This is a genomic window from Eubacterium sp. BL-380-WT-2B (assembly GCF_009696115.1).
Lineage (GTDB): Bacteria > Bacillota > Clostridia > Eubacteriales > Eubacteriaceae > Eubacterium > Eubacterium callanderi.
Genome location: NZ_VUMP01000004.1, coordinates 285048 through 309880, shown reverse-complemented (window position 1 = coordinate 309880; position 24833 = coordinate 285048). Strand labels below are relative to the sequence as shown.

At 56.7% G+C, this 24833-nt stretch carries 22 protein-coding genes; 8 read left to right on the top strand and 14 right to left on the bottom strand.

Annotation, left to right across the window (positions count from 1 at the left end):
• Positions 1-158: 158 nt before the first annotated feature.
• From FYJ53_RS09715 to FYJ53_RS09680, 8 genes are all read right to left on the bottom strand, one after another.
• Entirely contained in the window at positions 159-719 is a 561-nt protein-coding gene (locus FYJ53_RS09715; protein WP_148427731.1) for a D-Ala-D-Ala carboxypeptidase family metallohydrolase, read from the bottom strand.
• 32 nt (positions 720-751) lie between these two features.
• Positions 752-988, bottom strand: coding sequence for a DUF2922 domain-containing protein (locus FYJ53_RS09710; protein ID WP_013378944.1), 237 nt, complete (start codon positions 986-988; stop codon positions 752-754).
• 38 nt (positions 989-1026) lie between these two features.
• Positions 1027-1263, bottom strand: a complete 237-nt coding sequence (locus FYJ53_RS09705; RefSeq protein ID WP_090410724.1) for a hypothetical protein — start codon at positions 1261-1263, stop codon at positions 1027-1029.
• 37 nt (positions 1264-1300) lie between these two features.
• Entirely contained in the window at positions 1301-1540 is a 240-nt protein-coding gene (locus tag FYJ53_RS21835; protein WP_090410723.1) for a helix-turn-helix transcriptional regulator, read from the bottom strand.
• Position 1541: 1 nt separating this feature from the next.
• On the bottom strand, positions 1542-1760 hold the full coding sequence (locus tag FYJ53_RS09695; RefSeq protein ID WP_148427733.1) for a hypothetical protein: 219 nt from the start codon (positions 1758-1760) through the stop codon (positions 1542-1544).
• Positions 1718-2371, bottom strand: a complete 654-nt coding sequence (locus FYJ53_RS09690; RefSeq protein ID WP_148427735.1) for a hypothetical protein — start codon at positions 2369-2371, stop codon at positions 1718-1720. The genes FYJ53_RS09695 and FYJ53_RS09690 overlap by 43 nt, the downstream gene beginning before the upstream one ends.
• The gene (locus FYJ53_RS09685; RefSeq protein WP_148427737.1) at positions 2368-2841 is read right to left on the bottom strand and encodes a phage antirepressor KilAC domain-containing protein; all 474 of its coding nucleotides are present in this window, start codon (positions 2839-2841) and stop codon (positions 2368-2370) included. The genes FYJ53_RS09690 and FYJ53_RS09685 overlap by 4 nt, the downstream gene beginning before the upstream one ends.
• A 105-nt stretch (positions 2842-2946) precedes the next feature.
• Positions 2947-3438, bottom strand: a complete 492-nt coding sequence (locus FYJ53_RS09680; RefSeq protein ID WP_123876027.1) for a hypothetical protein — start codon at positions 3436-3438, stop codon at positions 2947-2949.
• Positions 3439-3911: 473 nt separating this feature from the next.
• On the opposite strand from FYJ53_RS09680, the gene FYJ53_RS09675 reads away from it, so the two are divergent.
• From FYJ53_RS09675 to FYJ53_RS09655, 5 genes are all read left to right on the top strand, one after another.
• Positions 3912-5681 (top strand): EAL domain-containing protein, encoded by a 1770-nt coding sequence (locus FYJ53_RS09675; RefSeq protein WP_013378937.1) that lies wholly within the window; start codon positions 3912-3914, stop codon positions 5679-5681.
• A gap of 45 nt (positions 5682-5726) precedes the next feature.
• Positions 5727-6944, top strand: coding sequence for a GGDEF domain-containing protein (locus FYJ53_RS09670; protein ID WP_148427739.1), 1218 nt, complete (start codon positions 5727-5729; stop codon positions 6942-6944).
• Positions 6941-8182, top strand: a complete 1242-nt coding sequence (locus FYJ53_RS09665) for a GGDEF domain-containing protein (RefSeq protein ID WP_013378935.1) — start codon at positions 6941-6943, stop codon at positions 8180-8182. Before FYJ53_RS09670 ends, FYJ53_RS09665 begins: the two co-directional genes overlap by 4 nt.
• On the top strand, positions 8166-10553 hold the full coding sequence (locus FYJ53_RS09660) for a response regulator (protein WP_148427741.1): 2388 nt from the start codon (positions 8166-8168) through the stop codon (positions 10551-10553). The genes FYJ53_RS09665 and FYJ53_RS09660 overlap by 17 nt, the downstream gene beginning before the upstream one ends.
• A gap of 111 nt (positions 10554-10664) precedes the next feature.
• On the top strand, positions 10665-12695 hold the full coding sequence (locus tag FYJ53_RS09655; protein ID WP_013378932.1) for a sensor domain-containing diguanylate cyclase: 2031 nt from the start codon (positions 10665-10667) through the stop codon (positions 12693-12695).
• Positions 12696-12896: 201 nt separating this feature from the next.
• Here FYJ53_RS09655 and FYJ53_RS09650 read toward each other — a convergent pair whose 3' ends face one another.
• Both FYJ53_RS09650 and argF read right to left on the bottom strand, forming a co-directional pair.
• Complete coding sequence (locus FYJ53_RS09650; protein ID WP_148427743.1) at positions 12897-14381, bottom strand: phosphomannomutase/phosphoglucomutase; 1485 nt, start codon at positions 14379-14381, stop codon at positions 12897-12899.
• Between the two features lie 180 nt (positions 14382-14561).
• Positions 14562-15587: an ornithine carbamoyltransferase gene (gene argF, locus FYJ53_RS09645; protein ID WP_148427744.1), complete on the bottom strand. Its 1026-nt coding sequence runs from the start codon at positions 15585-15587 to the stop codon at positions 14562-14564.
• Between the two features lie 225 nt (positions 15588-15812).
• On the opposite strand from argF, the gene FYJ53_RS09640 reads away from it, so the two are divergent.
• A complete protein-coding gene (locus tag FYJ53_RS09640) occupies positions 15813-16232 on the top strand; it encodes a hypothetical protein (RefSeq protein WP_013378929.1) in 420 nt (139 codons plus the stop codon).
• A 48-nt stretch (positions 16233-16280) separates the two neighbouring features.
• On the opposite strand, the gene FYJ53_RS21310 is transcribed toward FYJ53_RS09640, so the two are convergent.
• On the bottom strand, positions 16281-18926 hold the full coding sequence (locus FYJ53_RS21310; RefSeq protein ID WP_207707254.1) for a hypothetical protein: 2646 nt from the start codon (positions 18924-18926) through the stop codon (positions 16281-16283).
• Positions 18927-19389: 463 nt separating this feature from the next.
• Complete coding sequence (locus FYJ53_RS09630; protein WP_148427746.1) at positions 19390-20868, bottom strand: SH3 domain-containing protein; 1479 nt, start codon at positions 20866-20868, stop codon at positions 19390-19392.
• Between the two features lie 239 nt (positions 20869-21107).
• Between FYJ53_RS09630 and FYJ53_RS09625 the strand changes: the two genes are divergently transcribed.
• Positions 21108-21659, top strand: a complete 552-nt coding sequence (locus tag FYJ53_RS09625) for a Uma2 family endonuclease (RefSeq protein ID WP_154557284.1) — start codon at positions 21108-21110, stop codon at positions 21657-21659.
• A gap of 15 nt (positions 21660-21674) precedes the next feature.
• Here the strand turns inward: FYJ53_RS09625 and FYJ53_RS09620 are convergent, their stop codons facing one another.
• Entirely contained in the window at positions 21675-22910 is a 1236-nt protein-coding gene (locus tag FYJ53_RS09620; protein WP_013378926.1) for an arginine deiminase, read from the bottom strand.
• 231 nt (positions 22911-23141) lie between these two features.
• Entirely contained in the window at positions 23142-23411 is a 270-nt protein-coding gene (locus FYJ53_RS09615) for a Veg family protein (RefSeq protein WP_013378925.1), read from the bottom strand.
• Positions 23412-23863: 452 nt separating this feature from the next.
• On the opposite strand from FYJ53_RS09615, the gene FYJ53_RS09610 reads away from it, so the two are divergent.
• Positions 23864-24826: a sugar-binding transcriptional regulator gene (locus FYJ53_RS09610; RefSeq protein ID WP_013378924.1), complete on the top strand. Its 963-nt coding sequence runs from the start codon at positions 23864-23866 to the stop codon at positions 24824-24826.
• Positions 24827-24833: the final 7 nt, after the last annotated feature.

The following is a 24833-nucleotide window of genomic DNA, read 5'->3' as shown; positions in this document are numbered from 1 at the left end:
TTAATACCGGATCAGGTAAGCGCTGATTCTTCCTATTTTTCGTCTATTATGAATCGGTTTGGTCATACAGCGGTCATGCGGCGCAAAAAAAAGCTGCCTGAGGTGTTTCAGGCAACTTTAGCGGCGAAAAAGCCGGAGTGTACAGGCGGGCGCTCTTCTCATATCTCCACATGCACATACCCGCTGCTGTAGTAGGGCAGGACGTTGAGGCCGCAGTCTTTGGCCAGGGCGGCCAGGGTGCCGACGGGGACGCCGGGGCTGTAGAGGTCGGCGGCGGCGCCGCGCTTGTGGAAGGACCAGGCCACGCCGCCCACCTCCTCGTTGCGTTCTTCACAGCGGACGCCGGAGGTGATGATGACAGGCGCGCCCACGGCCTGGCGCAGGGCCTCGATACGGCTTACCAGCCCGGGCTGGGGCTCGGCCGGAAAGCCGTCACAGTAGCCCGCGCAGTCGCAGCGGTACTCGTCTCTTGCGAAGTGCTCGCTCACCATGATGGGCTGTTTTTCGAGAGCGCCGCTCTCAGGCTGCCCGGGCGGCTCGGGGGGTTCCGGGGGCGTGGCTTCGGGCGGCGGCTCTGGGGGCTTTGGCGCCTCGGTCTGGGCGGGCGGCGGGTTCTGCCGGGCGGGCGCCCAGTTGAGCTCCCGGGCAAAGTAGAGGATGCCGGCGGCGGTCAGGGCCGCCAGGATCAGCAGGACGGTTCTCTTTCGGATGGTTTTCATTGCTTTCTGCCTTTCGGTTTATTCCGCGCATCCTACGCTTCGATTTCGGTTTTCCGGGTGGTTTTGTCAATGTACTCAAAGCTCCTGAGCTTGGTGAGATTGAAGCCGTCTGGGGCAAAGGCCCCGGCGGCGATGATCTCAGCGGCCTGGGTCGCGATCTGCTCCTGGGTCAGGTCGTCCAGATAGTCGGGACAGGTGACAGTAAAGCTCTTGCCGTTTTCCAGCTCAAACTCCAGGTCCAGGGCCTTGGTGGTGGTGGTTGTCTCCATGGTCATTCCTCCTTTCTCTCAGATTTCGCGGAACTGCCTTACGCAGAAACTTCGCTGTTGCTGTAGCCCATGTAGTTCTGAATGTCATTCACGATGGGCGTGCAGAGCTTTCCGATGGCTTTGCCGGTGCGGGTGATGGCCTCGGTAGTGGCGACGGCCATGTCCAGGTTGAGGCCGGAGTAGGTCTTACTCTTTTTCTTGACGCTGCCGTTCACCTCGCCGTAGTTGAAGATGAGCTTCATTTCATGGCCGATTTTATCCTGTTGGTATGCCATTTGGCTGTCCTCCTTTCGTTGTGATGCTCTCAGTTTATCACCTCAGGAGGTCCTGGTATATGGTCAGCTGAAAGTGAGGATTCTGACCATCCTCTCCGGGGCGCCTGTCCTCGAACAGGTCCTCCAGCGCCTCGAGCACATAGTCCCTCACCGGGCTGCCCCGCTCCAGCCGGGTCACGGTGCTCAGACTGATGCCCGCCGCCTCAGCCAGCTGGGGCTGGGTGAGGCCGAGGCGGGCGCGGTGGGCCCTTGCCCATCTGGCAGTGCGCTTGCCCATGTCAGTCCACCCACATGCCTTCAAAAAGCAGGCCGGGGTAATCGTCCTCGATGGCGTCCAGCAGGTCCTGCAGCAGACCTTCGGCTTCCTCGGGGCTGCGGGCGTGGACGGTGGTCAGGAGCACTGCCTCGGCCCGGCAGCGGTAGGGCTCGCAACCGTTCTCTCTTTTGTGCCGCATCAGCTCTCCTCCTCCTGCTTTTTCTGCTCCTTCAGGGCCCACATGGCCTCGACGAGGGAGGCGTCATCCTTGTGGATGGCACTCAGGCGCTCCATCTCCTCCCCGGTGAGCATGGGAAGCTGGTTGAAGTAAGGCACGGGCGGTTCCCCTTCGTACCGGCAAGGCTCTTTAGCATTTATATATTTATGATTTATATGATTATAATCAGAAGAAAACGCGCGCTGTTCCGCCGGGTCTTCCGGGGGCGCTCCGGCCGCTGTCCGCGCGCTGTTCTGGTAAGGGGTCCAGGCGGTGACGGCTTCGCCGCCGCCCTGGGGAATAACCTGCAGACGTGTCTGGCCCCTTTCAAAGGGGATGAGGGCATACACACCGCTTTGGCCGCCGGAACCGGGCCGGTATTCGATGAGCCCTTCCCCGATGAGCCTGCGGCGGTGTTCCCAGATGCGTTTGGCGTCCGGTTCGCCCAGAAGCCTTCGCAGGTCGTCGTTGGGCACTGTGTACCACACGGGCCAGTACATGAAGCCGTCCTCACCCATAAAGGCGGCGCGGTTGTTGCGCACGAGCAGATAGTTCCAGAAGCTCTGAAAAGCAGTGCTCCTGGGGTGGCTCTCCAGCCAGACGTAAAAGCTCAGGTGCTCGGTGAGGTAGTTCATGGCCGGGCCTCCTTCCCGGCGGTGGGATGAATGCCCTGCTCCCGCAGAAAGTCGTACAGGAAGCGCCGCCCCTTAACGGTCCACTGCATGCTGCTGAAGGTGCGCACGCGGCCGCCGGTATCGCACGCGGTGAGCCGGGTGGCGGTGTAGCCGCGGTTCTGGTAGCGGTCGTACAGGTACCAGCGTTTTCCCCGCTTGTACTGAATGCCCTGGTCGCGGAGCAGCTTGTTAAAGGCCTGGGCGCTGCGGCCATAGTCAGCGGCGATCTCGCTGACCGGAAAGGCCTCTGTGGTGCCCATGGCCTCTCTGGCAAAACGGGCGTCCACGGCCACAGTTCCCAGGATACAGGCAAACTCGATGAGCTTGCGGGAGATGGCCTCCATCAGCTCGGTCTCCTCGTTTTCGGGCGTGGCAAACAAGCCCCCTGTAAAAAACGCTTCCAATAGTTCTGTCGTTGTTTTCTTCTGCATATTATTACCTCCTTGCAGTTTTTAGGTTCACCGCTTGGGTGTACCTACAGGGTACCTGAACAAGGAAGCTGAAAACAGGAATAATCCGTTGAGAACCGCACTTTTTTATCGGGGGACGGCGGCGGTATCCCCATTGACATCTGCGAAAAACTGAAGGAGGCGGCTGTACCAGCCCCTCATGAGCGGCGCGCCCGGCCGCCTGGCGGTAAAGGCCTGGGCGTAGGCGATGACCTGGGCCCGGCGTTCCCTGCCGCTGTCACGGCGGTCCCGCCGCACGCCCTGGGGCACGCGGTATAAAGGCTCCGGCACCGGAGCGTACAACGCGCCCACCAGCTCCCTTGCCAGGGCGATGAGGGCCCCGAACTGTGTTTTTATGCGGCGGGCGTGCTCCTCGCTGAAGGGAAAGGCCACCGGCCGGCCGGGCACAATGTCCTCCAGGAGGATGTCCTCAAAAACGCCGGACAGGTGGGAGCTGTACTTGACCATGTCGGCGGTGAGGATGCGGTGGCTCACCTGTCCGCCAAAGCCAGGATCGGCCTGTCTTCGTTCGGCGCAGTCCGGGCAGCGGTGCACCTCGATCATGAAAAAGGTGGGCACGCCCTCCACCTCGGTTGGGCCGCGCAGCTCGCTGCTGTTGTAGACGAGCTCGGCATCGCAGACCTTCAGCCGGGGCCTTGTCTGGTTCTTGGTGGTCTTGTAGGACACGCGGTTTTCGCAGCGCAGCGGCTGTGCGGGCGTACACTGGATCACCTGGGGCATGGCCCCATGCGCCAGCCAGTAGCCGTGCAGCCGCCATCTGTTGGCGCGGCCCTTAACCTTTGGCATGGCGTCGTTGATGCCTTCCCCGGCCTCAACAATCACCGTCTGATCATACTGACTCACGAATTTTGCTATGATTTCTCACCCCTCTCACTTACATTGTAACCGTCATGAGAATAAAAAGCCATTTTTAATATAAACTTTTTATTATCTCCTTATGCATATATGGTTTTCTTATTGCTTTCACATGAAAACGGTGATAAAATAAGAATAATTATAAGCACCAAAATACGAAAAAGAAGGAAAGCAAAATGTCAGAAAATGAACAAATCCTCAGACATTATGATATTGCACCGGACAGTGAGTACAACATGCTCATGAGCGTCCTGCGGGTGAGTGTGAGCCGGCATTTAATGGATGAGCACTTTACAGTGGTCGAGGCCAATCCCTATTACTATGAGATCATCGGCTACCCGAAGGAAGAGTACGAAACCCTTTACCACAACAAGTGCGACCTCTATTTCAAAAACAACCCCGAGGACTGGGCATCCATTGTGCGGGCGGTTGAAAAGGCTGTGGACGCCGGCCAGACCAGCTATGAGACCCTGGCGCGCATGATCCACAAAAGCGGCCGCCCCATGTGGATCAAGCTGGTAAGCGTCTTTACCGACGAAACCATCAACGGCTACCCGGTGGCTTACACGGTCATGACCGACATGACCGATTACATCGAGCAGGAGCAGGCCCTGCAGCGCAGCAACGCCAAGCTGCTGGAGCTGGCCTTTGTGGACCCGCTGACCCGGGGGCCCAACCGCACTAAGTTTGATATGGACGCCGGCGGCGCCATTCTGGAGAGCGCGCCCGGGGACTATGTGCTTGTCTCGGCAGACATCCGCAAATTCAAGCTCATCAACGACCTTTTTGGCATCGAGATGGGGGACCGGACCCTGCGCTATGTGTACGAGGTGCTTAAACAGAATCTGGAGGAGGGCGAGTTTTTGTGCCGCACCGCCGCGGATAATTTCTGCCTGCTGCTGCACAATACGGACAAACGCAAAATCATCAACCGGCTGTCGGTCATGGCCCACGACATCAACCGCTTTAACGAGGATCAGGAGCGCAAGTATTTTCTCTCCCTGGCCTTTGGCATTTACCCGGTGCTGGACCCGAACCTGCCGCTCACCCAGCAGCTGGACCGGGCCAACGTGGCCTTAAAGAACGTCAAGGACACAAACGACAGCCGCCTGTTCGCCTTTCAGTTCTACTCCGACCTGGACCGCCTGAAGCTCATGCGGGAAAAGGACATGGAGAACCGCATGCAGGACGCCCTGAACGCCGGCGAGTTTGTGGTCTACCTGCAGCCCAAGCTGTCCTTAAAGGATGACACCATATCCGGTGCCGAAGCCCTGGTGCGCTGGCAGGACCCGGAACGCGGCCTCATTCCGCCCGATGAGTTTATCCCCTTCTTTGAGAAAAACCGCTTTATCGTGGAGGTGGACCTGTACGTGTTCGACCAGGTCTGCAGCCTGCTGCGCCGATGGCTGGATGAAGGCATTACCCCTGTGCCCATCTCGGTGAACATGTCCCGGGCGCACCTGGCGAAAACGGATTTTCTGGACGCCTACGAGGCCATCCGCAAGGCGTACGGTGTGCCGCCGGAGCTTTTGGAGATCGAGCTCACCGAGACCCTGGTTTTCACCAACCCTGAAGCGCTCTTCCAGGTCATCGACCAGATCCACCGGCGGGGCTACCGCTGCTCCATGGACGACTTTGGCAGCGGCTACTCCTCTTTAAACCTGCTCAAGGACCTGCGGATGGATACCCTCAAGCTGGACCGCGCTTTTTTCACCTCACAGAACGCCGACAACCCCAGGGAGCGCGATGTGGTGACCTCGGTCATCGACCTGGCCGAAAAGCTCTCCATGTCCACAGTGGCCGAGGGCGTGGAGACCCCGGCCCAGACAGCGTTCCTGAAGGAGGCCCGGTGCGACATGGTGCAGGGCTACGTGTTCTCCCGCCCGGTGCCCATCCCGGATTTTGAGGCCCTGGCCTTTGGCGCCGCTGATTCCGAAAAGGCTTAATCTGTAGACAGGGCCCTCTGGCCTGTGTGATAAAGGAGTGATCCCATGACCGAAATTCCAAACGCTTTAATGCTGTTGCTCATTCTATTGCTGTCAGGTCTCTACGCCCATGCCAGCTGGGGGCTCTTGAGTGCTCTGAAGCAGGACGCCATTCCCCTTCACTACTGGTGGCCGGTTCTTGGCCTGTGCCTGTGCGCCCTGTTTTTGATCATGGCCGTGTTTAATCTGCCCCTGCCCCTGTTTTTTCTGCTGCTCTATGGCCTTAAGGTCTGCGAGCTCCTGCATTTCCCCGACACAGACCGGCAGAACTGGGCAGCTGTGAACGAAAGCTTTTTGTATACCTGCGCCGCCTGTCTGGTTCTTATCGGCCTTTTATCCTTCGCGCTGGGCATGAACGTGCAGGCCCTGCTCGCCAATCCGCTGCTCCGGACCACTTGTCTGGCGGCACTGCTGCTCTGCAATCTCATCACTGAACTGTTTCTAAGCCGCCACGCTGAAGCGCTGGCCGTCTTCAAGGATATTTACGGCTCCGAGGAATCCCGGCTCTTTATCCAGTTTACCTTTCTTGGGGTCGTCTTCGTTCTGGCGGACGCTGGCGCCTGTCTCTTTGACCTGCCCACCACCGTGGTATCCCTGTTTCTGGTGGGCAGCAACGCCCTGCTGCTCATGATGGTGGGCTTTTTCATGAATCAGATCAGTATTATCAATCAGGAGAACTATCTGGAGCACGAGCACACTCTGCTCACCTCCACCATGCAGCAACAGACCGCGCGCACCGAGGCCCTGAAGGACACCGCCTACCGTGATCCGCTGACCGGGGCCTACACGAGGCTTTACATCTTCGATTACCTGGCGCTGTTCCTGAGCCGCGGCGAGGCCTTCGCGCTGGCCTACATTGACCTGGACGGACTGAAGGCCATCAACGACAGCTTCGGCCACCTGGCCGGCGACCAGTATCTGAAGGCTTTTTCCTCCAGGTTCTCGGAAAATCTGAACCGGGAGGACGTCTTTGCCCGCATCGGCGGCGACGAGTTCATGGTCCTGTTCCCCGGCATCACCGCCGGGGCCGCCAGGGCTCGGCTGCTGACCATCCGGAGACGGCTCGAGGCCGCGCGCTGTGAAAACTGGTCCCTGTCCTTCAGCTTTGGCGTTTCCGAAGCCCCCACGGGCACCAGTAAGCCCCGGGAGGCGCTCATCCGGGAGGCCGACCTCAGCATGTACGAGGATAAAAGCGCAAGGCGCAAAAAGGAGGTGCAGGCATGACCGGCCTTAACCCAGCCCCACTCGTTATCATCAGCGCTATTTATTTTTACCAGAACTGGTTCTTTTTCCTCTACGCGGCGTCCATTCTGCAAAGGCCGGTTAAAAAGCGCTGGATTGTGCTGGCCTTTTTTATTAACTACGCGCTGTTCGTTGTGTGCTCGATCCTGCAGCTGCACCTGGTCATCAACTGGCTGCTGGTGTTTACCCTGCAGTTCATCGAGATCCGCTGTTTTTTCCGGTGCCGCCTGAGCGACAGCTTTATTCTCGCGCTGTTCTCCATGATCATCGGCCTGTCCTTAAATATTCTGTTCCGGTGTGTGCTGGCCGCAGCCTTTGACCTGCCCCTCGTCAGCTTCAGCAACAACATCCGGGAAAGCACCAACCTCAAGCAGTACCCAGTAGGCCTGGGATTTTTGGCCGCCGGGCTCTATTTCCAAATCGCCCGGCATTTCGACGCCCACATGGACAACCCGCGGGTCATCTTTCAGGACCCGGCCCGCAAACGGTTTTTAATTCAGCTGTGTCTGGCTATCTACCTTTATCTGGTGCTCAACCTGCTCATCTACTCGGTGCCCGGCAATATCCTGGTGCTCAAGCTGTGGGGCGTCAAGTCCTGCGTCTTTTCCCTGATCGGCGTGTACCTGGCCATCCGTTACGCAGCCCGTATCAGCCGCCTGAGCCAGTACCGGGTACTCAACCGGGAGGTGCGCGAGGCGCTGAAGCGCAAAAAGAAGGAAGAACTGGAGCTGAGCCGCATTGCCTCTACCGATCCGCTGACCAGGTGCCCGAACCGGCAGAGGGCCGAGACCGTTATCACCAGGTGGCTGGAGGCTGGAAAGTCCTTCTGCCTCTGCTTTGTGGACCTCAACGGTCTGAAGCGTGTCAACGACACTCAGGGCCATGAGCTGGGCGACCTCTACCTGCTCACTGTGGTTCAGACCCTGTGGGGCGCCTGCCGGCAGGACGCGGACGCACTCTTCCGCTACGGAGGTGACGAGTTTGTCCTGCTCTTTCCCGATCTTCCGCCCGCCATTATTGGCAGCCGCATGGACCGGGTGAACCGCAGCCTGCGGGCCCGCAGCCACATGCCCGGCCATCCCTTTGACATGTCCATCAGCTACGGTCTGGCCCAGAGCGGCGAGTACGAAAGCGCAGATATGCTCATCAAGGCGGCGGATAAACGCATGTATATCGATAAAGAAAACACTGAAAGGAACAGACATGGAATACGACCCTAAAGAAAAAAACCGCATTGCAGGCTATGAGTATAACACCCTCATGAGCCTGATGCACGTGAGCGTCAGCAAGCACCTGCTGGACGAGCACTTTACCCTGGTCTGGGCCAATGCGTTCTACTACGAGCTCATCGGCTGGGACAAGGACGAATATGAGGCCCGGTACAACAACCTGTGCGATACCTACTACGCCGACGATCAGGAGGAGCTCGCAAAGCTCACTGAGGTAGTCATGGACGCCATTGAGGGCAGCAAGGGCGGCTACACTCACATCTCCCATATGCCCAAAAAAGACGGGGAATATGTCTGGGTGCGCATGGTGGCTACCTTTGCCGACGAGTACATCGACGGTTATCAGGTCTCCTACACCGTCATGACTGACATCAACGACCTGGTGCTCATGCAGAAGGCCCAGACCGTCACCTACAACGCCCTGCCCGGCTTTGTGGCCAAGTTTCACATTGACAAAGACTTCGGGCTCACCCTTCTGGAGGCAAACGCGCGCTACACCGCCTTCTTCGGTGATGATTGCTGGGACACCGGGGCAGACCCGCTTTTTCTGCAGAACTACGCTCAAAACCAGCAGGCCATCGAGGCCAGCCGCGAGAAAATCCTGTCCGGCCAGCCCATCAGCCTGGGCCTCACCGTCAAAGGTGTGGATGGCCGCGAGGCCAGGCTCCAGGTCAACGCCTCCTGCGTGGACTGGCAGAACCAGGAGCCCGTCTACCTGGCCATCTTCATCGACATCACCGATGTGACCGAGCTCCGGGAAATGCAGCAAAAGCTGGAGGCACAGGCCGCTGAGCTCAAGGAGGCCCTGACCGCCGCCGAGCAGGCCAGCCGCGCCAAGTCCGACTTTCTGTCCAGCATGAGCCACGATATCCGCACGCCCATGAACGCCATTGTGGGCATGACCGAGATCGCCAGAATACACCTCGACGACCCAGGCCGCGTGGAAAACTGCCTCGACAAGATCGCCCTCTCCAGCCAGCACCTCCTCGGTCTCATCAACGACGTGCTGGACATGTCCGCCATCGAGAGCGGCAGCATGGCCCTGAGCAACAGCGCCTTCTCCCTGCCCGATTTCATGGAGAATATCGTGGCCATCATCCAGCCCGCCGCAGCCGAGAAGCGCCAGCACCTGTTTATCCGAACCTTTGGCGTAGAGCACGAGCACCTTTACGCAGACCCGCTGCGCCTCAAGCAGATCTTTATCAACATCCTGTCCAACGCGGTCAAGTTTACACCCGAAGAGGGCAGCATCACTCTGACTCTGGAGGAATTTCCCGCTGCCCGTGAGGGCTGCGGTCAGTTCCGCTTCACCTTTGCCGACACCGGCATGGGCATGACCGATGCGTTTATGACCCACATCTTCGATTCCTTCACACGGGAGCGCGACAGCCGGGTGGATAAGACTGAGGGCAGCGGCCTGGGCATGGCCATCACCAAACGGATCGTGGACATGATGGGCGGCCGTATCACGGTCCGCAGCGCTGAGGGCAAAGGCAGCACTTTTGTGGTCTACCTCTCCCTGCACATCGAGGAGAACCCAGCCTGCTACCCAGCGCTGCCGCCCCTGCGGGTACTCATTGCCGACGACGACGAGCTCATGTGCGAGTATGCCGCCCAGACCCTGGACGCACTGGGCATTGACGCCGAGTGTGCCGAGGACGGCGAGGACACGGTTCGGCAGATCATAAGCGCCCACGATGCCGGACAAAGCTTCGACGTCCTGATCCTGGACTGGAAGATGCCCGGCGTCGACGGACTCGAGGTCACCCGCCAGATCCGTGCTCGAATCGGGGAAGAGCTCCCCATTCTTATCGCCTCCTCCTACGACTGGGCCGACATAAAAAAAGAGGCGTTGAGCGCCGGCGCCAACGATTTTATCTCAAAGCCCCTGTTCAAATCCACCCTCTGCCATACCCTCAAGCGGCTGATCTATGCAGAAAACAGCCCCATCGCTGATAAAGAAAAGAAGCCCCAGTACAACTTTGGCGGCAGACGGTTCCTGCTGGTAGAAGACAATGCGCTCAACCAGGAGATCGGGGTTGAGCTCCTCTCCCAGGCCGGCGCCATTGTGGAATGCGCTGATGACGGCATCCAGGGCTGCGAAAAGTTCGCCCAGTCCCCGCCTGGCTACTATAGCCTGATCCTCATGGACGTGCAGATGCCTGTCATGAACGGCTATGAGGCCACCCAGAAGATCCGGGCGCTGCCCCGGGCCGACGCCCGCGCTGTGCCCATCATCGCAATGACTGCCGACGCCTTCGCGGCTGACATCGAAAAGGCCCGGGAGTCCGGAATGGACGGCCATCTCGCCAAGCCGCTGGACCTCCCGCTCATGCTGCAGGAGCTCAGTAAGCTGCTGTGATTTTTACCGATATTGTATCAGCATTACTTTTTGGTATAGCGGACTGTATTGTTTTTAATCGGGAAAAATGATAGAATAGATAAAATAATCAATTTTAAAGGAGAATCGCTCATGGCAGCAAAACCCCCGTACACGCCCAATATCATAACGGCCGCAGCGTCTGAGTTGCTCTCCGACGGCATTGCCTGCTTCCAGTCAGACGACGCCCTGACCCCGCGCTACCTGAACCCCAGCCTCATGGACTTTCTGGGTGTGAGCGCACTGCCGGGTTCCCTCGCGTCCTATATGGAGGAGGAAGATCTTCCCGCTTTTAAACAGTTCCTAAACCACCTTAAACCCGGCGAGACCGCACGCACCTGCCAACGGCTGGCGGACTCTAAGGGCGGCCTGACCTGGGTCTGCGCCTCCTGCCAGCTGGTTTCAGGGCCCGATGACACACCCGCTGTTATCCTCTGCCAGTTTGCGGATCTCCAGTACCTGAAGCGCAGCCAGAGCGCCAGCAACGCCGACCGGGTGCCCTGCGGCGTGTTCAAAACCCTGACCGATGAGGATCTGACCCTGCTGTACGCCAACAGTTTTTTCTACCAGACCTATGGCTACACCCGGGAGAGCGCCGAGGCCGCGGGCTTTACAAACTGCCGGCGCATTGTCATGCCAAATGAGTATCCTCAGCTCCGCCAGAAGATCGGCCACTACATCGACACGGGCGTTTACGCCTTTGAGCTGGAAAACCACTGCGTGACCATTGACCGCAAAGCCATCTGGGTGCTGGTCCGCTGCCAGTACAACCCCCAGGAGGACACCCTTTTCGGCGCGGTCTTTGACATCACGGACCGCAAGGCCGCCGAGGAGGCCCTGCGCATCAGTGAGGAAGAAAACCGGATCGCCCTGCGCCACTCCGACAAATTCATCGGCCGGTATGACCTGCGGACCAGAACCCTGACCCGCACCGGCGAGGCCGCCCGGCTGCTGGGCCTGCCCGAGAGCACACGCGATGTCCCGGACGGCGCCATCGAAAGCGGTATCGTGGCTCAGGAGAGCGCCGCGGATTATGCGCGTTTTTTTAAGGACATACTGGACGGCAGGCCCGAGGGCCACACCTCGGTCAAGCTGCGCACCACCACAAAGAATGCCTACTCCTGGTTCAACGCAGATTATTCACTGGTCTATGACACTGACGGCAGTCCCATCACCGCCATCCTCACCTACTTTGACAGCACCGACCTGCACGAGCGCGAAGTGGCCTACGAGCGGTGGGCCAGGACCTATGAGCAGAAGCGTGAGAACTGCATCGCCTACTACGAGTTCAACCTGACCGCCGACGTCCTTGAAAAATATGAGGGGCAGACCAAGGGGGATATTCCCACAGGTTATACCCACAGCCTCCTCTCTCTGGCCCAGTTTACCGCCGACCTGTACACCGTGCCCGAGGACCGCAAGAAATTCGTGCGTTTCTTTAACCGTGACCACCTGCTGGAAAAACACCGCGCGGGCAATGACGAGCTCTCCCTTGATTACCGCCGTTACAACCGGGCAGGCGGCGTTTTCTGGGCCAGGGCTGATGCTCAGATGGTGGACGACCCCTTTGTTGGCGTTGTGCGTCTCTTTGTGCTCATCCAGGATGTGGACAGCGAAAAGCGGCGGTCCCTTGAGCTGCGCCGCCTCTCCCAGACCGACCCGCTCACCGGCCTCTATAACCGCGCCACGCTGGTCAAGCGTCTTGGCCGTGTGCTGCGCCGCGGCACAGCCGCCAGCCATGCCCTCATCATTCTGGACATCGACCATTTCAAGGAGCTCAACGACACCTACGGCCACCAGTTCGGCGACACTGTCCTCATCGAGGTGGCTGCCGCCCTGAAGGACTGCCTGCGCAGCAATGACTTCTCCGGCCGCCTGGGCGGCGACGAGTTCATGATCTTCATGCGCGGACTGTCCGACACGGCCATTATTAGAGAACGCCTGAACGTGCTGAGGGACCGGCTTTATAATCTGGACCTGACCAACACCCCGCTCACCATCAGCATCGGTATCGCCTTCTTCCCCGCCCACGGCAAAAGCTTCCAGGAGCTTTACGACCGGGCCGATACGGCCCTTTACGAGGCCAAGCGGCAGGGACGGGATCAAATCGTATTTTATGAATGAGTTGAAACAGATAAAAGCAGGAGACGAATTTCCGTCCCCCGAAAAAGCGTAGGTTCGTGCCCCAAAGTTATTCTAACTTTGGACTCACCGTCATTCTCCATTCTGCATTCTCAATTCTTCATTGAAATTGCTTCTTGCTTTAATCTAGCAGCCATCTTTTAACTTTGCCTACAATCTAAAAAAGGGCCAATGGCCCTTTTTTTATTGCAGCTCTGCGTAATCCTTGAGGAAAACATCGATGGCCGCCTTAATCTTCTCACAGCCGCCCACCTCGTCAGACTCGATGTTTAACGGGATGATGGGGTCGTGGAGGGACATGCGCATCAGGCACCAGCCGTTGCCGGCATCCTCACCGCAGTCCACACGGATGCCCTCAAAATTGGGCTCCACAATGGTCCAGCCTGGCTGTTCCTCCGCGAATTTACGGAAGCCGTCCAGCACCTCCTGGCCGTAGGCCCTGAAGTCCTCCGCCGTGATTTTGAAGCGGTACTCTCTGGCCTCGGCGGGCTCCTTGAGATCCTTCAGGAACACAGAGAGCGGCTTGCCCTCCCGGTGCAGCTGGGCGAACTTGATGAGCGCCATGGTGACCAGGTAAGCGCCGTCGTCCAGGAAGTAATTTTCCCTGATGGCCCCGTGACCGCTGGTTTCCATGGCCAGGTGGGTTTCCACGCCGTGCTCGTTCAGGCGGACCGCCTCATTGATGACGTTCTTGTAGCCGCGCTTAAAGCGGTGGTGGTGTCCGCCAAGGCCCTCGATGTACTCGGTCAGTCCTGTGGAGGTGACGGAGTCGGTGACGATGGTGGTGCCCGGGTATTTTTCCAGCAGCATGCTGGCAATAAAGGCGATGAAGCCATTGCGGTTGATGGCGTCGCCCTTTTCGTCGATGACGGCAGAGCGGTCCACGTCGGTGTCAAAGATGATGCCCATGTCGGCCTTGCTGTCAATCACCGCCTGGCAGATAGCGTCAATGGCGTCCGGGTCCTCCGGATTGGGGATGTGGTTCGGGAAGTGTCCGTCCGGGTCCAGAAACTGGCTGCCCCTGGTATCGGCGCCCAGCGGGGCCAGCACGCCGTCGGCAAAGAAGCCGCCCGCGCCGTTGCCCGCGTCCACAATGATGCGTGCGCCCTTAAGAGGTGTTTCCTCCCCAGTGGCCTCGCGGATCATGGCGACAATGTTGGCCGCGTACCTGGGAATAAAGGCGTAGTCCTCACGCCTGCCGCCGATTTTAAAATCGGTGACGATGGTTTCCGCCTGTTCGAGGATCTCTGCGATGTCCTCCTTGTTCAGGCCGCCGTCTTTGGTAAACAGCTTGATGCCATTGCGGTTAAAGGGCAGGTGGCTGGCGGTGATCATGACCGCGCCGTCGCAGTCCATCTCCGGGTCCAGGGTGGTCATGAACATGGCTGGCGTGGTGGCAATGCCGCAGTCATACACATGGCCCCCGTCCGATACCAGTCCCAGGCAGACGGCCTGTGCCAGGTTCGGCCCGGTCAGCCGGCTGTCGCAGCCCACAGCCACGCTCAGGCTCTCCTTTCCGGTTTTCGCCTTCAGCCATTTGCTGAAGGAGTAGGCGATCTTCATGGCCATGTCCTGGGTCAGGTTAATGCTCTCGCCCTCAACCCCTTCCATGGCAATCCCGCGGATATCTGAGCCGTTCTGCAGTTTGGTGATGTTTTGTATTTCCATTCTTTTTCCCCTTTCTTAATCAGCTGGAGTCAGTATAAATGACAAAATGGAGAATTGAGAATGCAGAATGGAGAATTAAAGATCCAAATTTGTCAAAGACAAATTTGATTAAAACTTAAATCCGCTGTGCGGATTTATTCCAATAATTCTCCATTCTCAATTCTGCATTCTCCATTCATTTCAGTCCACGATTGGCTTTCCGTCAGCATCGACCTGGTTGGTGGCCAGGGTGGCGCACATGACAGCCTTGATGGTGTGCATGCGGTTCTCGGCTTCGTCAAAGACCTTGGAAGCAGGGCTTCTGAATACCTCATCAGTCACCTCCTGCTCGGTCAGGCCAAAGCGTTCGTGCACGTCCTTTGCCACATCGGTGTTCAGGTCGTGGAAGGACGGCAGGCAGTGGAGGAAAATCACGTCCGGGTTGCCGGTGGCTTCCATCATTTCCGCGTTGACCTGATAAGGCGCCAGCAGCTTGATGCGCTCTGCCATCTGGTCCTCCTCACCCATGGAGACCCACACATCGGTGTAGATGGCGTCCGCGCCCTTCACACCCGTCTTAATATCGTCGGTCAGGGTAATGCTGCCGCCGGTTTCCTCACAGATGGCGCGCATTTCTGCCACCAGGCTTTCTTCCGGGAACAACACCTTGGGCGCCACTGCCACAAAGTGCATGCCCAGCTTGGCGCAGCCGATCATCAGGGAGTTGCCCATATTGTTGCGGGCGTCGCCCACATAGACCAGGCGGCGTCCTGCCAGCTCTCCAAAGTTTTCCTGGATGGTGAGCATATCGGCTAAAATCTGGGTGGGGTGGTAGGTGTCGGTCAGGCCGTTCCATACTGGCACGCCGGAGAATTCTGCCAGCGCTTCCACGGTTTCCTGCTTAAAGCCGCGGAACTCGATGCCGTCGTAAAAGCGGCCCAGCACTTTGGCGGTGTCCTCGATGGATTCTTTTTTGCCCATCTGGCTGTTGGTCAGGAAGGTCACGCAGGCGCCCTCGTCAAAGCCCGCGACCTCAAAGGCGCAGCGTGTACGGGTGGATGTTTTTTCAAACAGCAGCACGATGTTTTTGCCGGCGAGCAGCCTGCCCGGACGGCCTTCTTTTTTCTTCTTCTTCAGCGCGGCGGCATAGTCTAACATAAAGTTTATTTCTTCTGGCGCAAAATCCTTTAATGTCAGGAAGCTACGGCCCTTTAAATTAATCCCCATCGGAATTCCTCCTCATTTATCGTCATTATTTGCCTTTATTTTACCCTAACCACCGCGTTTAAGCAATGCTTTATCGTTTGCAGTTGTTCGGGCCTTCAGATTGATCCGCTCTGAATGCGGTAAAAAAAAGACGTTATCGGTAAAAAGCTTGTTTAGCTATTAATGGTGATTTATAATCAAACATAAGTGCGCAAACACTTAAAATACTTTATCAAGGGAGTTAAAATGATGAAAGGTAAAACTTATTTGAAGGTAACCGGTATTCTGCTGCTGATCGGCGGCATTATCGGTGTTTTATGCTATGGGCTGCTCGCGCTGCTGATGGGAGTTGCCGTTGTGGACCAGGGCGCTGGCAGCGGCGCTGTTTCGGTAACACTCATCGTCGTTATCTATCTGATCGCCGCTATTATCCAGCTGGTCGCGGGCGTGATGGGCATCAAGGGCTGTAATAAATCTGACAAGGCGGACGGATGCTTTAAAATCGGTATTGTTGTCTTAATTATTTCCATCCTCGCCGCCATTGTCAACATGGCCGGAGCGGGCTTCACCTTCTCCGGGATTCTATACGCACTGCTCGGTCTGGTGGTTCCAGGCTTATACATCTACGGCGCCAAGCTGAACAGGGATTCCCTACCAATCACTTAAAATGTTAAAAAACCCGCTGCGGCTCACGCCACAGTGGGTTTTTATTGTTTAGCCGCGTTTTTTAAGAACCAGTGCGGAGCCGCCTGCCAGCGCTGCCAGCAGTACCAGTGACAAGCCTGCGCTGTAGGGCGTCCCGGTTGCCGGATTGCCCGGGGTGGTGCCCGTGGTGGTGTCCGCAGTGGTGCCGCTGTCCGGCCCGGCCTTCTGGGTCAGGGTGATTTTCACCAGCTCGCTGCTGCTCGCGATATGGGCTTTTTCCCGGCCGTCCCGGTTGTAGAACGCGCGAACGTAGTAGCTGCCCGCCGCGGGAGTCTGGGCGATGTTTTTGCCCTCTGCGTCGGTGTAGGCTTCAAAGCTCAGCAGGCCGCTGTCCTGGTCAAGCTTAATGACCCGGCCGTCTTTATCCCTGACGGTGGTAGCCCTGATCATGTCTTGGTCCAGGCTCTGGGTATCGGACACGTCGTAGCTGCCCTTGAGGGCTGAAGCGTTGATCTCTGTGGTGGTGGGCATCATCAGGGTGTAGGTGTAGGAGACGCTGGTGAACTGAAGATCCTGGGCCTGATGGGCGTCATTGGGGGTGAAGGCAACATTCAGGCTGTAGGTTCCCGGCTCAGTGGGCGCTCTGTCCAAAAGCCTACCATCATCAACGCTGTAGTATTTCAGGCTGATTTCATCCTTGTCGTAAGCGATATTCTTATGGCCTTCCGGGTCCAGGTAGGTCACAATAACAGCCCTGTCCTTTGCCAGCAGCGCCTGCAGGGCGTCGTTTGACTCGAAGTAATTGGAACCCGAATCATCGCTCAGCCCGTCAATCCGGACGCCGGTAGCTACTCTGCCAATGGTGAAGGAGCTGCTGGTGATTTCGCCATAATAAAAGCCGCTGGTATCCTCGACAGAGACCTGCGCGGTCTTGCCGATATCCGCCTTGGTCAGCTCCAGGGTGTCGCCCGGAACAGTGGTGGCTGCCCCGTCTTTATCGGTGAGGGTCCAGGTGTAGCTAAGCTTGAGCAGAGCCGCGTCGATGCCCTCCGCGGGCCTGAAATCCGCGCGCACACTGCCCTGGGAGACAGAAATCTCAGACGGGAAGTTCGCGAAATCGCCTTTCAGCTCAGCTCTTGTGATGATGAAACCCACTGCGCCTGAGCTTCCGCAGGTGATGGTCTGGGCAGCGCGGTCTTCCTCGCCAGCGTAGCTCACGTTGAGCGTGTAATCCCCCGGCTGGGTCGGCGGCGTCTGGAGCACGTCCATATAATGGGTGTAGGTGGTGGTCAGCTTGCCTTCGGCCGGCGTGATCACCTTATCGTCCTCGTCTTTCACGGTGATGGTGACCTTGCCAAGACCGCCTTCGGCCTGCGGGTCTCTGCCGGTGTAAGGGTAGCTGTTATGCTCGATATTAACCGACACGTATGTTTCAAGCACTCTGGCGGTTTCCAGCCTGCCGTCTTTCAGATAGGGGGTGTAGGTCTGAGGGTCACTGCCATCCTCAAAGAAATAACAAAAGCTGTTAGCAGCCGTCTCGCTCAGCGCGCCCGACGCCGCAACAGCCAGCACGGCCGGGTTCTCAAATATCAGCGGATAGGCCGCATACACCTTGCTGACGACGCTGCTGCTGAAATCCTCAGCCAGTATGATGGGTTTCTTCGCGAGCATGATGTACGCAATGTCGGTTTTCCCGGCCAGGGTAACCTGGGCGGCAAGCATGACGTTTAACAGGTTATCGACCGACGAGTCGCTGATCAGCAGCTCCGAGCCGTAGTTTTCAATGATGTCGACAGACGAGCCGTGTATCTGCACGTTTGGGCTGAGGCTCGCAATGCCATATACCTCACAGCCGTCAAAAGAAGCGGCGCACTCATCTAAGATACCCACGATCGGCAGGGCCGCGCCCGTGGCTTTCAGGGCCGCGCTGTCCGAAACGCCCACGAGTGCCGGAGTCTCCCCGTCTGATGTTCCGGTGACCGCCGCGTCGGTGATGTTCAGCATGGCGTTGTTTTTCGCGTTAATACTGCAGTTTTCCAGTGTGGTGCCAGCTTTCAGGCTTAAGACGCTGTTCATCCTGACATTGATGATGCCATCGACCCCTTCCGGCGCTGTCAGGGTAATGCTGTGGCCCGCGCCGTCAACGGTCAGCTGATTTTCATCATAAAGGGTAAAAAACGATCTCGATGATGTGTCTGCACTTAAGCTCACAGTATAATCCCCGTTGGCCGTCAGGGTCACGCTGCCGTGAACCACGATGGTACCCTCTACCACCGCGTCCCCGGTTAAGGTGATGGTCGCGGTCTGGCCGTCTTTTATGGAAGCGAAGGCCTCCTCAAGGGTATCGTAGGTGACGTCCGCGCCTGCCTGGCGGCTCTGAGCACCAGTTGTCACGGTGCACACAGGCGCTCCTGCCGCAGGGGCCTCATCAGCCTTATTTTCAGCCGCTGGGGCTTCTTCCTTCGCGGGCGCTTCAGCCGCCGGGGCTCCGTCCATTTCCTCCAGCGCCCTGGTGATCTCGGGCAGCATGAGGCTGTTCTCAAGCGCTTCGGCGGCTTTATCAGCGATCTCGCTGCTCTCAACGGCGGCGGTATCCGCCACTGGGCTTCCGGCTGTGCCCGCCGCCAGAGCCGGCACACTCGAGCAGACCAGCGTCACGGGGATGATCACCGCTGACAGGGCTGACGCCAGGCGTGTTCTCAATTTCTTTGACATTTTTTACCTCCAATATTTCTCCTAAAGATAGATAGAATATATTTCAGTCTATAGACAAAGTCAAAATATCGTTGTAAAGTTAAAGCAAGAGACGATTTCAATGGAGAATTGAGAATGGAGAATTAGAGGAACAAAATGCTGCGCATTTTGAATAAAGTAGCGGCCACAGGTCGCTGTCTTAATCGCTTTTGCGGTAGCAAAAGGGGCCTTTCATTCTCCATTTTCAATTCTCCATTCTCAATTAATCGTCCTCTTTTTAACGCTTTGCCTGTTAACGACAGCATTTGTCTACACTCTGAATATACTTCTATTCTATCTTAACACGTTTTCAGGAAATAAAAGTTCAAGATTCCTTCAAGAATTTAAGCAGTGGTTTCCTCTCCTCCCATCACAAAAAAGCCCGGGTGCGGGCCCGGGCTTTTTATGGGTCAGGCGGACGGCTCCATACGTCCGCCTGTGTCTGCTATTGTGCGTCGTCCACCTTTAAGGCGTGGAAGATGTTGGAGGTGTCCACGCTCTGGGACAGGTCCAGCGTCACGCTGACGCGGGCCCCCACCTGGTAGTTCTGGCTGTTGACCTCTGCGTTCATGGTCTCAAACATGATCTCGGTGTTGTCGTCTGTGGTCAGATCCAGAGTATTCATGGAGGCTGACGCGATCACGCCTGTGATCACAGACCGGTCGCCGGCGTTCAGCTCTGAATCGCTCACACTCAGCACCACCACGCTTTCATAGGCCTGAAGATCGCCGGTGTAGGTGACGGTCACCTCGTTGCCGGTCAGGATGCCGCTTACATAGCTGTGCTGGGCATCGGTCACGTTCAGCGGGTAATCGGCGCCGTTGGCGAAAATGACGAGCTCGCCATCCGCGTAGCTCACCACATAGCCGGTGAGGGTCTTGACCTCAGGCTCGGGAGTGGGCTCTGGCGTTGGCTCTGGTGTTGGCTCTGGCGTCGGTGCTGGCGTTGGCTCTGGTGTCGGGGCCGGTGTCGGCTCTGGCGTTGGCTCTGGTGTCGGGGCCGGTGTCGGCTCTGGCGTCGGTGCTGGCGCCGGCGTGGGTACCGGGGTCGGCTTTGGCGTCGGCTGGGCGCTTGGCTGCGCCGGCTGTGACGGGCTCGGCTGCGGCTTGGCCGGAGCGGGCGAACTTGGGCTCGCGGGCTGTGTGGTGGTTAAATACTGGGAATAGACAAAGGCGTCCTTTCCGTTGTAGTTCACTCTGGACCAGCCGTTTTCGCAAACACCGGTACGGGTGATCTCATTGCCAGGCGCCAGATCGCCCAGCACGTTGGAATCGGTGGTATAGGACTCCCGCACGTGTACGGTGTCGCTGGCCCACACCTTTTCGTCCGCGGCTTTAATCTCAACCTTGGCAGGCTCCTGGGCCTTTTTTATGTTCTCATCATTGTCCACAATTTCAAGAACCCTGACGCCAGTGGCATCTGTGCCATTGATCTCACCCACATATTTTACCTGAACCCAGTTGCCGTTTTCGATGCCGTTCTTATACGCCTGCCGGGCCCCCGCGGTGTTAAAGCTGTACTCGGTGCCGTCAGGCTCCTTGAGGGTGAGGGAGTGCTGGGTCAGGTTCCGGACCGTCCCCACCATGGTCTGCTCCTTCGGCGCGGCGGAGCCCTTGTCCTTGATCTCTGTCACGGTGACGCCGCTGGTGTCCGTGCCCTCGATGGTGCCGTCATATAAAATGGTGACCTTGTCACCGGACAGCATATTTTTGCAGCTGACGGTCGCCTTTGAAAGGTCAAAGGCCAGCTCGCTTCCATCATTTCGCGTCACCACCAGGGTTCCGGACGCGTAGCTTTTCAGCACGCCGTCCACACTGCCAGTGCTCGAAGCTCCCTGCTGGGCATTGTCCGTTTTCGCGCAGGCCGTAAAGGATACCGCTAAAAGTACACACAGTAAAATCCCGAGGATTTTTGTCTTTTTCAATTCTTATCTCTCCTTTTATGCGATCCTCCTTCCATACCTGACCCTATTATATAATAGAATTCGCTTTGCGGCCACCAATTTCAGCCAATAAAAAACCGCTGAGCGCAATATCAGCGGTTTTTACTTATTTTTGTTGTTTATTACGGTTAAGGAAAGGCCGTGTGCTCCCGCAATCATTTGACCAAGGCCCCTTCCGCGTGCTATGATTAAGCTAACAACACACGAAAGGAGTGTACCTCATGGCGCTTTTAAAAGAAAACGACGCTTTCCCAACCGTTACCCTCGAGGAATTTGACGCACTGCCCATGGACGAGCGTCATCTCTGTGAATTGATTGACGATATGGTGCTGATGACTCCGCGCCCCGGAGTCCTTCATCAAAGTATTCTGTTTAATCTCTCAGTTGCCCTCGCCCCTTTTTTCAAAGGGAAAACCTGCCGTCCTTTTTCTGAGCTGGAGGTTCGTCTGAACAAGGACATCTTTGTGCCGGACATCAGTGTTCTCTGCGATCCGGAAAAATTTTCGGAACAGCGCTATGAGGGCGCGCCGGCCATTGCCGTGGAAATTCTGAGCCCAGGCTCCATGCGCACCGACCTTTTCACCAAGCTCAACAAATATCAGCTGGCAGGTGTGCAGGAATACTGGATTGTCAGCCCAAAGTCAAAAACCATCATTGTCCATACCTTCTCGAAAGGGGAGGTCAACGAGTACACCCTTGAGGAAACGCTGGCCTCCGGTATTTTTGAGGACCTTAAAATCCCGCTGAGCGATATTTTCCCAAAAGCGCCGTAAAACAAGGGCGCTTTTTTATTTCAGCGGATCGCGGTTAAGGGGCATGGTCATACACCGCGGGCCCCCACGGCCGCGCACCAGCTCGGAAGCTTCAATACTGATGACGTCAATGCCGTTTTCGGCCAGCACCTCGTTGGAGCGCTCATTCCGCCCGTAGGCCACAATGACCCCCGGGGCGATGGCCAGGGTATTGGTGCTGTCATTCCACTGCTCTCTGGCCGCGGCCACCGGATTGCCGCCCCCGCTTTCAATAAGCTTTATGCTCGTGAGGTTCAGGGCCCGTCTCAGGGCGTCGTGCAGGCTGTCGATGTGCTCGTAGCGCATATGCCCCTTGCTGCCCCGGCGGATCATCACAGTTTCCACGTGGTCCAGAATGCCCGGGTACACAGTAAATTTATCGTAATCCACCATGGTAAAAACCGTGTCCAGGTGCATGAAGGCCCGGTCCTTGGGAATCTTGACAGCCAGCACGCCCTCCAGGGCCGGGTTGTCCTCGAACAGCCGCTTTGCCAGCTCCTCGACGCCCTGCACTTGGGTCCGCTCGCTGCACCCCACCGCCACCACAGTCGGGCTGAGGATCAGGATATCCCCGCCCTCCACCGAGAAGAATTTGTCATACTCATAATAGGTTTTCCCCCCGCAGGAGGCGAACAGCGGATGATTCTTGTAAATGTAGTGCATGTACAGGCTTTCCCGCTTGCGCACCTCGGTGGCCATGGAGCTGATGCTCATGCCGTCGCCGATGGTGACCGCCGGGTCACGCATAAAGTACAGGTTCGGCAGCGGGTTCATGTAAAAGGCATAGGGCTCGGATTCGTTGATATAATCCGAGAGCACCCGCTCCCGTTCCACATGGTCCAGCTCCTTCTGGAGCACGCCGGCGATCAGCGATTCCGCCAGCTTGCAGTCCTCCATGGAAAGCAGGTATTCCTGCAAAAATCCATCAATGTAATTGCCCGAGGACGGGTTCTGGTCGATGACATCACGCACCAGGTTTTCGCGCACCTGTGCGTCAGCCAGAATATCGGTCAGCAGCTGCTCCACGTAATACACGTGGATACCGCGCCCGGTGAGCACCCCCGCAAAGGCGTCGTGCTCCTCCTGCATGCGCCTGAGCCACGGGATATCCTCGAAGAGGACCTCCTTGAGCACGTTGGGCACAATGCGCTCAAGCTCCTTGCCTGGCCGGTGCAAAAGGACGGCGTTAAGCTTTCCGATCTCCGACTGTATATTCAGTAGCTTTTCTTCCATTCACTTGTTCTCCAATCTTTCTGCAATTCTTATATTATACCCTCTTTGCCTTAAAAGAAAAACAAATAAAACGGCGCCCTCGCAGACGGATGTCTAAAACTTAACATCCGCCTGCGAGGGCGCCGTCTACGGGCTTTCAACTGCCAAAATTTGGCATCAAAAAAGAAGAATACGCGATTCTTCCCCTTCGTTTGAGCTTATGCGGGTTTAATCAAAATGTCAGTGGGATACTTAGTAGCTGAAAGCACCTTCAACTTCGTCTACTAATGCAATTTTAACGCTTTTTGTGAGGACATCGGAATATGAGAAGGATAATCTCTGAGTCGGCCGTTTATCTTCCTTTACGCTGACGGTAAAGATGCTTGGGTAAGTCCCTTCAATAACGCCTTCTTTTTGATAGAGCTTTTTCTTGCTCTTATGGGCTTCCAGTTTTACTCTTTTTCCACGATAGTTTTCAACCTCACGCTTGACGTCCATAATTGTCGCTTTTTGTTTCTGCATGAACTTCACCTCGTTTGTGGATTTACATCTTAGTCATTATAACACGATTCCTCCAAAAAGTAAAGTATAATTATAGCAGTCTTAATTATCATTGTCAATATGTAAATGCACTTTTTATTTTCAAAATGTTTCTCGTTTACATCCGCTTCTATATGTTGTGTAATGGTTTTACAGAATAACCGGATATAGAAATCTTTTGGGACTCCAACCGGTTTTTTAACGCAAATATTTTTATGCTTAATTTTCACCTTATTTGTTAAAAAGTATCACTGTTTTATCACGCAAACCATATAACTATTTTCTGATTTTTTGAACAAAATTTCATTTTCGCTCCTCTTTTGCTTGTAAAAATAAGCCTTTTAATCTATAATAGAAGTTAAAGGACATTTTTGTTCATCGTCTAAGGATTAAACAGACGATCACTTTGAAAAAATGCATTGGAGATAAGGACAATGAACACAGACCAGCGTTTACTACAGGCAATTGCCAAACTATATTATGAAGAGGGACGGACCCAGTCCGAAATCGCCACCCAGTTCAGCATTTCCCGTCCCAAGGTGTCGCGAAAGCTGGCGGAAGCGCGGGAACGCGGCATCGTCAAGATTTTCATCGATGACGCCATCGACGACATCAGCGAGATGGAGCAGCAGCTCCTGACTGCCTTCCACCTCAAGGGCGCCCGTGTGGCCTCGGTGCCGGAGGACGACGTGGAGCTGGCCATCCAGCTGACTGCCCGCCTGGGCGCGCAGTTTCTTAAGGCTTTCCTGAACCCCGGCGACCATATCGGTGTGAACTGGGGCTGGACGCTCTTTGAGCTCTCCAAGGAATTCCCGGACTTTGCCCTGCCGGACTGCTCCCTGGTCCAGCTCTCCGGCGCGGTTGACAACGCCAACTGCCGCAGCTTTGCCCATGAGATCATCAGCAACCTGTCCCAGAAGCTCGGCGCGGAGAGCGCCTTCTGCCTGCCCTGCCCGGCGCTGGTGGAAAGCCCGATCATCCTCGATATCCTCCTGCACGACGCCAAGGTCCGCAGCCTGCTGGAACGGGTGGAGGCCTGCAATAAGCTCTTTGTCAACATCGCGACCCCGGATGAAGATTCCTGCCTCTACCAGGCCGGATACCTGAACGATGAGAATATTGCCCGCCTGAAAGACGTGGGGGCCGTTGGCAGTATCTGCAGCCGTTTCTTTGACAAAAACGGCAATATCTGCGATCCTGAGCTCGATAAGCGCACGGTCGGCGTCTCACTGGACGCCATTAAAAACGCCGAGTGTGTGCTGGCATGCATTGTCGGCCGCCAGAAAGCCCGTGCGGTTTACTACGCCCTCAAGGCCGGCTGGATCGACGTCCTGGTCACCGACTCCCTGACCGCCGAGCGGGTCATTGACCTGGCGAAGCGGGAGGGCGTGCTGTAAACAGAAA

Bases quoted from the DNA above. Each gene is read 5' to 3' on its own strand.
- FYJ53_RS09715 (WP_148427731.1), bottom strand. From the start codon at position 719: ATGAAAACCATCCGAAAGAGAACCGTCCTGCTGATCCTGGCGGCCCTG.
- FYJ53_RS09710 (WP_013378944.1), bottom strand. From the start codon at position 988: ATGGAGACAACCACCACCACCAAGGCCCTGGACCTGGAGTTTGAGCTG.
- FYJ53_RS09705 (WP_090410724.1), bottom strand. From the start codon at position 1,263: ATGGCATACCAACAGGATAAAATCGGCCATGAAATGAAGCTCATCTTC.
- FYJ53_RS21835 (WP_090410723.1), bottom strand. From the start codon at position 1,540: ATGGGCAAGCGCACTGCCAGATGGGCAAGGGCCCACCGCGCCCGCCTC.
- FYJ53_RS09690 (WP_148427735.1), bottom strand. From the start codon at position 2,371: ATGAACTACCTCACCGAGCACCTGAGCTTTTACGTCTGGCTGGAGAGC.
- FYJ53_RS09685 (WP_148427737.1), bottom strand. From the start codon at position 2,841: ATGCAGAAGAAAACAACGACAGAACTATTGGAAGCGTTTTTTACAGGG.
- FYJ53_RS09675 (WP_013378937.1), top strand. From the start codon at position 3,912: ATGTCAGAAAATGAACAAATCCTCAGACATTATGATATTGCACCGGAC.
- FYJ53_RS09670 (WP_148427739.1), top strand. From the start codon at position 5,727: ATGACCGAAATTCCAAACGCTTTAATGCTGTTGCTCATTCTATTGCTG.
- FYJ53_RS09665 (WP_013378935.1), top strand. From the start codon at position 6,941: ATGACCGGCCTTAACCCAGCCCCACTCGTTATCATCAGCGCTATTTAT.
- FYJ53_RS09660 (WP_148427741.1), top strand. From the start codon at position 8,166: ATGGAATACGACCCTAAAGAAAAAAACCGCATTGCAGGCTATGAGTAT.
- FYJ53_RS09655 (WP_013378932.1), top strand. From the start codon at position 10,665: ATGGCAGCAAAACCCCCGTACACGCCCAATATCATAACGGCCGCAGCG.
- FYJ53_RS09650 (WP_148427743.1), bottom strand. From the start codon at position 14,381: ATGGAAATACAAAACATCACCAAACTGCAGAACGGCTCAGATATCCGC.
- argF (WP_148427744.1), bottom strand. From the start codon at position 15,587: ATGGGGATTAATTTAAAGGGCCGTAGCTTCCTGACATTAAAGGATTTT.
- FYJ53_RS09640 (WP_013378929.1), top strand. From the start codon at position 15,813: ATGATGAAAGGTAAAACTTATTTGAAGGTAACCGGTATTCTGCTGCTG.
- FYJ53_RS21310 (WP_207707254.1), bottom strand. From the start codon at position 18,926: ATGTCAAAGAAATTGAGAACACGCCTGGCGTCAGCCCTGTCAGCGGTG.
- FYJ53_RS09625 (WP_154557284.1), top strand. From the start codon at position 21,108: ATGGCGCTTTTAAAAGAAAACGACGCTTTCCCAACCGTTACCCTCGAG.
- FYJ53_RS09620 (WP_013378926.1), bottom strand. From the start codon at position 22,910: ATGGAAGAAAAGCTACTGAATATACAGTCGGAGATCGGAAAGCTTAAC.
- FYJ53_RS09615 (WP_013378925.1), bottom strand. From the start codon at position 23,411: ATGCAGAAACAAAAAGCGACAATTATGGACGTCAAGCGTGAGGTTGAA.
- FYJ53_RS09610 (WP_013378924.1), top strand. From the start codon at position 23,864: ATGAACACAGACCAGCGTTTACTACAGGCAATTGCCAAACTATATTAT.